At 59.3% G+C, this 6,495-nt stretch carries 8 protein-coding genes; 7 read left to right on the top strand and 1 reads right to left on the bottom strand.

Translation table 11 applies throughout. The features are described 5' to 3' along the window. From ABYO54_RS12675 to ABYO54_RS12665, 3 genes are all read left to right on the top strand, one after another. A partial coding sequence (locus ABYO54_RS12675; protein ID WP_372808617.1) for a hypothetical protein occupies positions 1-453 on the top strand: 453 nt, incomplete at its 5' end. A gap of 96 nt (positions 454-549) precedes the next feature. Continuing rightward, positions 550-771 carry a translation initiation factor IF-1 gene (gene infA, locus ABYO54_RS12670; RefSeq protein ID WP_372808616.1) on the top strand — a complete coding sequence of 74 codons (222 nt, stop codon included), beginning with the start codon at positions 550-552 and terminating at the stop codon, positions 769-771. A gap of 97 nt (positions 772-868) precedes the next feature. Further along, on the top strand, positions 869-2,413 hold the full coding sequence (locus ABYO54_RS12665) for a sodium-dependent transporter (RefSeq protein WP_372808615.1): 1,545 nt from the start codon (positions 869-871) through the stop codon (positions 2,411-2,413). A gap of 73 nt (positions 2,414-2,486) precedes the next feature. On the opposite strand, the gene purN is transcribed toward ABYO54_RS12665, so the two are convergent. After that, complete coding sequence (gene purN / locus ABYO54_RS12660; protein ID WP_372808614.1) at positions 2,487-3,095, bottom strand: phosphoribosylglycinamide formyltransferase; 609 nt, start codon at positions 3,093-3,095, stop codon at positions 2,487-2,489. 161 nt (positions 3,096-3,256) lie between these two features. On the opposite strand from purN, the gene ABYO54_RS12655 reads away from it, so the two are divergent. The 4 genes from ABYO54_RS12655 to larC all read left to right on the top strand — a co-directional run. Continuing rightward, positions 3,257-3,694, top strand: a complete 438-nt coding sequence (locus ABYO54_RS12655) for a dUTP diphosphatase (protein ID WP_372808613.1) — start codon at positions 3,257-3,259, stop codon at positions 3,692-3,694. Positions 3,695-3,751: 57 nt separating this feature from the next. Then, positions 3,752-4,504: a DNA repair protein RadC gene (gene radC, locus ABYO54_RS12650; RefSeq protein ID WP_372808612.1), complete on the top strand. Its 753-nt coding sequence runs from the start codon at positions 3,752-3,754 to the stop codon at positions 4,502-4,504. Between the two features lie 15 nt (positions 4,505-4,519). Beyond that, on the top strand, positions 4,520-6,370 hold the full coding sequence (locus ABYO54_RS12645; RefSeq protein ID WP_372808611.1) for a DUF5060 domain-containing protein: 1,851 nt from the start codon (positions 4,520-4,522) through the stop codon (positions 6,368-6,370). A gap of 9 nt (positions 6,371-6,379) precedes the next feature. After that, positions 6,380-6,495: nickel insertion protein (gene larC / locus ABYO54_RS12640; RefSeq protein ID WP_372808618.1), on the top strand; the 116-nt coding region annotated here is incomplete at its 3' end.

Below are 6,495 nucleotides of genomic sequence, written 5' to 3'. Positions count from 1 at the left end.
TTCCTCCAGAAAAAGTTCGATGAGGAAAAAATCTCGCTCGATCTCACCCTTTCCGCCCTCGACGATATCGACATGCACCAGGAAGAGTCCGAAAATGCGTCCAAGAGCGAGAAGGCGCGCAAAAAACTCCACATCAACCCGCGGGACATCGTTGCCCTGCGCGAGCTGATCCTTATCCTGGCCACCGATGAAAACCCCGATGAGCGCAACGGCACGGAGGCACTCGAGTATGCCCAGAAGCTGCTCGATATCACCGGGCAGAACGATGCCCTCACCCTGTTGCTCATCAGTGCGTCCTACGCCGAGTTGCAGCATTTCGGCGAGGCCAGCGATTGGGCCAAGCGCGGCATGAAGGTTGCGCGGGCCAACAAACAGAAGGATTTGGCCTCCCGAATCCAGCATTATGCCAACCTCTATAAGCGCGGGATCCCGCTGCGCGGCGAAGCGGTTTAGACCCATCCTTTGATAAATGGCCCATGGTTAGGGTTGCAAACGCGTTTTAAGCGTGTAGCATTCGCGTTTTGTAATTTTTAGAAGGAGAGAATATCTATGGCCAAAGCCGATGTAATCGAAGCTGAAGGTGTGGTGAAAAAGGTACTGCCCTCCACCATGTACCACGTTGAACTGGAGAATGGGCACACGGTTCTTGCGCACATTTCGGGCAAAATGAGAAAGAACTTCATCCGAATCGCAGTGGGGGACCGGGTAACGGTTGAAATTTCGCCCTACGATCTTGAAAAGGGACGCATTAGCTTCCGTCACCGCAATTAGCGTGGAGCCGGGGTCTGGAAATTGGTTGGCATCCGTGCCGATCCATTCCGCCGGTAACCCGACCATCCACTAACCCATTTTCAGGCAGGGCGGGGCTATGACTGAAAAGCGAAATCTCTGGGGCAGCAAACTCGGTTTCCTGTTGGCCGCCATTGGGTCGGCGGTCGGACTCGGAAACATCTGGCGCTTTGGCTACATGGCCTATGAAAACGGGGGCGGCGCCTTTCTGGTTCCCTATACGGTTGCGTTGCTGCTCGCCGGCATCCCGCTGATGATTCTCGAATATGCCCTCGGGCACCGGGAAAAGGCATCGCCGCCCTTGGCCTTCGCCCGCGTCCATCCGCTCTGGGAGCCGCTTGGCTGGTGGATGCCCACCGTCGCCTTTTTCGGGATCAACCTCTTCTACGCCGCCGTCATCGGCTGGTGCATGAACTATTTCTGCCTCTCGCTCAACCTTTCGTGGGGCGCCGATACCGGGGCATACTTTTTCACGGAATTCCTGCAGATCAGCGACGGGCCGTTCGATCTCGGCAGCATACGGCCGTGGATTCTCGTTGGCACCGTCCTGACTTGGGTCATTGTGTGGGGCATCTGCTATCGCGAGGTCAGCCACGGCATCGAAAAGGCCAGCATGATCTTCATGCCGCTGCTCTTCCTGCTGACGTTGGTGCTGGTCGGTTGGTCGTTGCGGCTTCCCGGCGCGATCGACGCCATCAAGAACCACTATCTGCACTGCGACTTTTCAAAGATCAGTCTCATGACGCCCGAGGGGCGCGCCGTCTGGGTCGCCGCGTTCGGGCAGATTTTTTTCACGCTGTCGCTCGGGTTCGGCATCATGATTACCTATGCCAGCTACCTGCCGAAAAAGACCGACATCGTCGGCAACGCGCTGACCACCAGCGTGCTCAACTGCCTCTATTCCTTCATCACCGGCTTTGCGGTTTTTGGCACCATCGGCTATATGGCGCAGGCCAAAGGGGTTGAATTCGGCGAGGCCATCAAGGCCGGCCCCGGCCTGGCCTTCGTGGTGTATCCCGAGGCCATCAACCAGCTGCCCGCCGGCAACCGCATCTTCGGCGCGCTCTTTTTTCTGGTGCTGATCGTGGCCGGGCTCTCCTCCGCCATTTCGCTCACCGAGGCGTTTTCCTGCTCCATCTGCGACAAGTTCAACATTTCCCGCAAGAAAGCGACCTCCATCATTTGCGCGCTGGGGTTGGCCGGCAGCGTTGTCTTCACGACGCAGGCGGGCCTGTTCATCCTCGATATCGTCGACCACTTCATCAACAACTATGCGCTGATCATCGGCGGCATTCTCGAGTGCATGCTCATTGGCTGGGTGCTCAAATCTGGCGTCATGCGCAGGCACGTCAACCAGGTGGGTACCGTCAAGCTGTGGCCGTTGTGGGATGTCGCCATCCGCTTCGTCACGCCGCTCATGCTCATCCTAATCGTGGGCGGGGCGTTGTTGAACGAGTTCAGTTCCCGCTACGAAGGCTACAGCGTCAAGGCCCTGCTCTTCATCGGCGGCGGCGTCCTCTTCGGCACCCGCCTCGCCTCGTTCGTCCTCAGCCACTTCAAGTGGGATCCGGTCCGCCTGACCGAGCGCCACCACGAACCCGAAGACGACGATCTGCTGGTTTGACGAGTGATGATTGAGACGTGATTTTCCTGGGCAGGAAATTCCGGTTCACGCCTCACGCTTCACGTTTCACGCCTTACGTAAGCGTAATCCGCCGCCCGTTGAGCTGGATCCGCCCTTCGGCGATCCACTGCAGCGCCTCGGGGTAGGCGATGTGTTCCTGGGCGTGGAGCTTGGCCATCATGGTTTCGAGCGTGTCGTCGTTCTCAATCGCGATGCATTTCTGGTTGATGATCGCACCCGTATCGACGCCGGCATCCACGAAATGCACGGTGCATCCGGTAAACTTCACGCCGTAATCGAACGCCTGCTTGCCGCCGTCGAGCCCGGGGAAGCTGGGCAACAGCGAAGGGTGGATGTTGATCATGCGGCCTTCGTAGGCCTTCAATAGGCCGTCCTTCACGATCCGCATAAAGCCCGCCAAAGCGATAAAGTTGACGCCGTGCGCTTCGAGAATCCGCAGCACGTTTTGTTCGGCCTCGCCGTCGAGCTTGGTCTTGAAGGGGGCGCAGTCGAAATAGATCGCCGGAATGTTGTGTTTCCGGGCGCGTTCGAGAATGAAAGCGTCCTCGCTGTCGGCCAGCACGCATTTGATCTCCGCCTCCAGCGTTCCCGCTTCGATCGCGTCGATAATCGCCTGGCAGTTCGTGCCCGACCCCGATCCAAAAATGGCCAACTTCAACATGTGTTTCCCCTTCGCTTTGGAATGAACCACGGAATACACCAAATCCTCGAAAGGAAGAAAAGGAAGGTTTTCGTGTAGTTCGCGTATTTCGTGGTTTAAGAATGCCGAACGCAAAGCTAATATCCCACGGATTCTTAAACAACCCAACACAGGAACAGATCATGCATTTGAATATCAAGCCGCTCAACGAAACCGCCCGCGAAGTCTATTCCGACCACGGCTATTTCCACGAAGGCGACGCCGGGCTCGACCTTTACGTGCTGGAAGACACCACCATCGAACCCGGCGAAACCAAGGCGATCAAGCTGGGCATCGCCTGCGAGCCGGAAGACGGCCGCGCCTATTTCCTGATGCCGCGCTCCAGCATCTCCAAGACGCCCCTGCGCCTCGCCAACTCCATCGGCCTGATCGACGGCGGCTACCGCGGCGAGCTGATGGCCATGTGCGACAACATCAAGGATTTCTCCTACACCGCCGAAAAGGGCCAGCGCCTTTTCCAGGTCGTCGCCTGCGACTGCTCCCCGATCTACTACGATATGGTCGATGAACTTTCCGAAACCACCCGCGGCGAGGGCGGATTCGGGTCAACCGGAAAATAGGCGTGATGATGGAGCCCTGAGACGAGCCCGTCGGGCTCGCGCCTTGGAAAGGATCCCGTGCCAAACAAAGACGACAAACTTCACTATTCGGTAAGACACGAATCGTTGCGGGTGTGCGATCTGCCGGCGCAGCTGCGTCCGCGCGAGGAGTTCGAGCGCATCGGCGCCGAAAATGTTTCGGATGCGGTGTTGCTGGCGCTGATTCTGCGGACGGGTACGAAGGGCATGAACGTGGTCGAGGTTTCGCAGCGGTTGCTGTCGGCGTTCGGCTCGTTGACGGCCTTGGCCAAGGCTTCGGTCAAAGAGATCCGGTCCATCAACAGTATTGGCCCGGTGAAGGCGCAGATGATCAAGGCGGCGATGGAGCTCGCGCAACGGTTGACCCGCGAGAGCGTGGGCGAGAGCCCGAAGGTGGTGACGCCCGAGCAGGCCGCCGCCGTGCTGCGCGAACGGGCGCGCGTTTTGCAGAAAGAGGTTTTCTGGGCACTGATGCTCGATGCGAAGTGCCGCCTGATCGGCGAGCCGCAGAAAATCAGCGAAGGAACCCTTACGGGCAGCTTGGTCCATCCGCGCGAGTTGTTCAAAAAGGCGCTGGAGCAATCCTGCGCTTCGATGATCCTCGCGCACAACCATCCCTCCGGCGATCCGACCCCCTCGTCGGAGGACATCAAAGTCACCAAGCAGTTGATCGGTGCCGGCGAGCTGATGGGCATCAAGGTGCTGGACCACATTGTGATCGGCCATCGCAGGTATCATAATTCGACCGATTTTCTCAGCCTGCGCGAGTCCGGGCTGGTTCGGTTCAACTGACACGAAAGGCATCCGATGAACAAACTCATGGCAATCGTTTTGCCGGCAACCGTTTCGTGCGCGCTATGGGCCGCGCCCGCGCCCGGGTCCGGGGCCGTTGAGCTGGGCGGCGAGCTCAAGCAGTGGCACAAGGTGACGCTCACGCTCGACGGGCCGTTCGCCCGGGAGACCGACGACGCGCCCAATCCCTTCACCGATCTGCAAATGAACGTCCGTTTCACGCACGAGTCCGGTTCGCCGGACTATCTGGTTCCCGGCTATTTCGCGGCCGATGGAAATGCCGCCGAAACCTCGGCCACCGAAGGCCATAAGTGGCGGGCGCACCTGTCGCCCGACAAGTCCGGGAAGTGGAGCTATTCCATCGCTTTCGCGGGCACGAAGTTCGACGGCATCAAGGGCGGATTCGTCGTCGGGATGACCGATAAGACCAGCGCCGACCTGCGCGCCAAAGGCCGCTTGCAGACGACGGGCACGCGCTATCTGCGCCACGCCGGCAACGGCGAATGGTTCGTCAAGGCCGGCGCGGATGCGCCCGAAACCTTCCTCGCCTATGTCGATTTCGACGGCACGGTCGCCAACAACCCGAAAAAGGGGCCGTTGAAAACCTGGGCCCCCCACCTCCGCGATTGGCACGAAGGCGATCCCTCCTGGAAGGGCGGAAAGGGCAAGGGCATGATTGGCGCAATCAACTACCTCGCCGGCAAGGGCTGCAACGCGTTCTCGTTCATCCCCTACAATGCCGGCGGCGATGGCGACAATGTTTGGCCGCATGTCGGCCGCGACGACAAGCTGCACTTCGACTGCTCGAAGCTCGACCAGTGGGGCATCGTGTTCGATCATGGAACGTCCAAGGGCATGTATCTCCATTTCAAGCTTCAGGAAACCGAGAACGACGACCTGCGCGGAAAAAACGACGCGGGGAAAAAGCAGGCGCTCGACGGCGGCCAGCTTGGCCCCGAACGAAAAGCCTACCTCCGGGAAATGATCGCCCGCTTCGGCCACAACCTGGCGCTCAACTGGAACATCGGCGAAGAGAATACCCAGAGCATCGAGGAAATCCAGCAACAGGCGCGCTTCATCCGGGCAACGGATCCCTATGGCCATAACGTCGTGCTGCACACCTATCCGAGTCAACAGGACGCGGTTTATGGCGCCTTGCTGGGGCAGCAGGATATCCTGACCGGGCTGTCGATCCAGAATTCCGCCTTGAAGGACACGCATCGCGACGCCCTCAAATGGGTGACCCGCTCCGAGGCGTCCGGGCATCCGTGGGTGATCAGCTTCGACGAGTCCGGCAGCGCCGGCATTGGAACGCCGCCCGATCCGGATTATCCGGGTGTCGAACAAGCGTTGAAGGAAAACCAAAAGAGCAAGAAGCCGCTTTATATCCCCACCATCGACGACGCGCGGTCGCAGACCCTGTGGGGAACGCTGATGGCGGGCGGCATGGGCGTTGAATACTATTTCGGCTATCGCCTGCCGCAAAGCGACCTCAATGCCGAGGACTGGCGCAGCCGCGATAAAACGTGGGACTATAGCCGGGTCGCGCTGGACTTTTTCCGGCAACAGGTCCCGTTCTGGGAAATGGAAAACGCCAATGCGCTGATCGGCAATCCCGGCAACTCCAACGATGGCTACTGCCTAGCCAAGCCCGGGAAGTGCTATCTAATTTATCTGCCCAAGGTTGAACGCCCCGAACTCGATTTGAGCGGGGTGAAGGGTTCGTTCAGGGTTCAATGGTTCAATCCGCGCGAGGGCGGCGGGTTGCAGGCGGGTTCCGTGGCTGCGGTCCAGGGCGGCGGCAACGTGGCGCTGGGCAATCCCCCGGCCGATCCCGACAAGGACTGGGCCATCGTCGTTAAATAAAGGAAATCAATGAAACGCACCTTGCATTTCGAAAGTATAGGCGGCGCCAGCGGGGATATGATCCTCGGCGCGCTGGTGGGATTGGGCGTTCCGGTCGAGGAACTGAACCACGCACTCAAATCGCT

It is taken from the genome of Pontiella sp., from assembly GCF_041622395.1.
GTDB lineage: Bacteria > Verrucomicrobiota > Kiritimatiellia > Kiritimatiellales > Pontiellaceae > Pontiella.
The sequence above is the reverse complement of the archived record's forward strand: the minus strand, read 5'-3'. Positions and strand labels throughout refer to the sequence as shown.

Excerpts from the sequence above, each read along its gene's own strand:
- infA (WP_372808616.1), top strand. The coding sequence starts at position 550 with ATGGCCAAAGCCGATGTAATCGAAGCTGAAGGTGTGGTGAAAAAGGTA.
- ABYO54_RS12665 (WP_372808615.1), top strand. The coding sequence starts at position 869 with ATGACTGAAAAGCGAAATCTCTGGGGCAGCAAACTCGGTTTCCTGTTG.
- purN (WP_372808614.1), bottom strand. The coding sequence starts at position 3,095 with ATGTTGAAGTTGGCCATTTTTGGATCGGGGTCGGGCACGAACTGCCAG.
- ABYO54_RS12655 (WP_372808613.1), top strand. The coding sequence starts at position 3,257 with ATGCATTTGAATATCAAGCCGCTCAACGAAACCGCCCGCGAAGTCTAT.
- ABYO54_RS12645 (WP_372808611.1), top strand. The coding sequence starts at position 4,520 with ATGAACAAACTCATGGCAATCGTTTTGCCGGCAACCGTTTCGTGCGCG.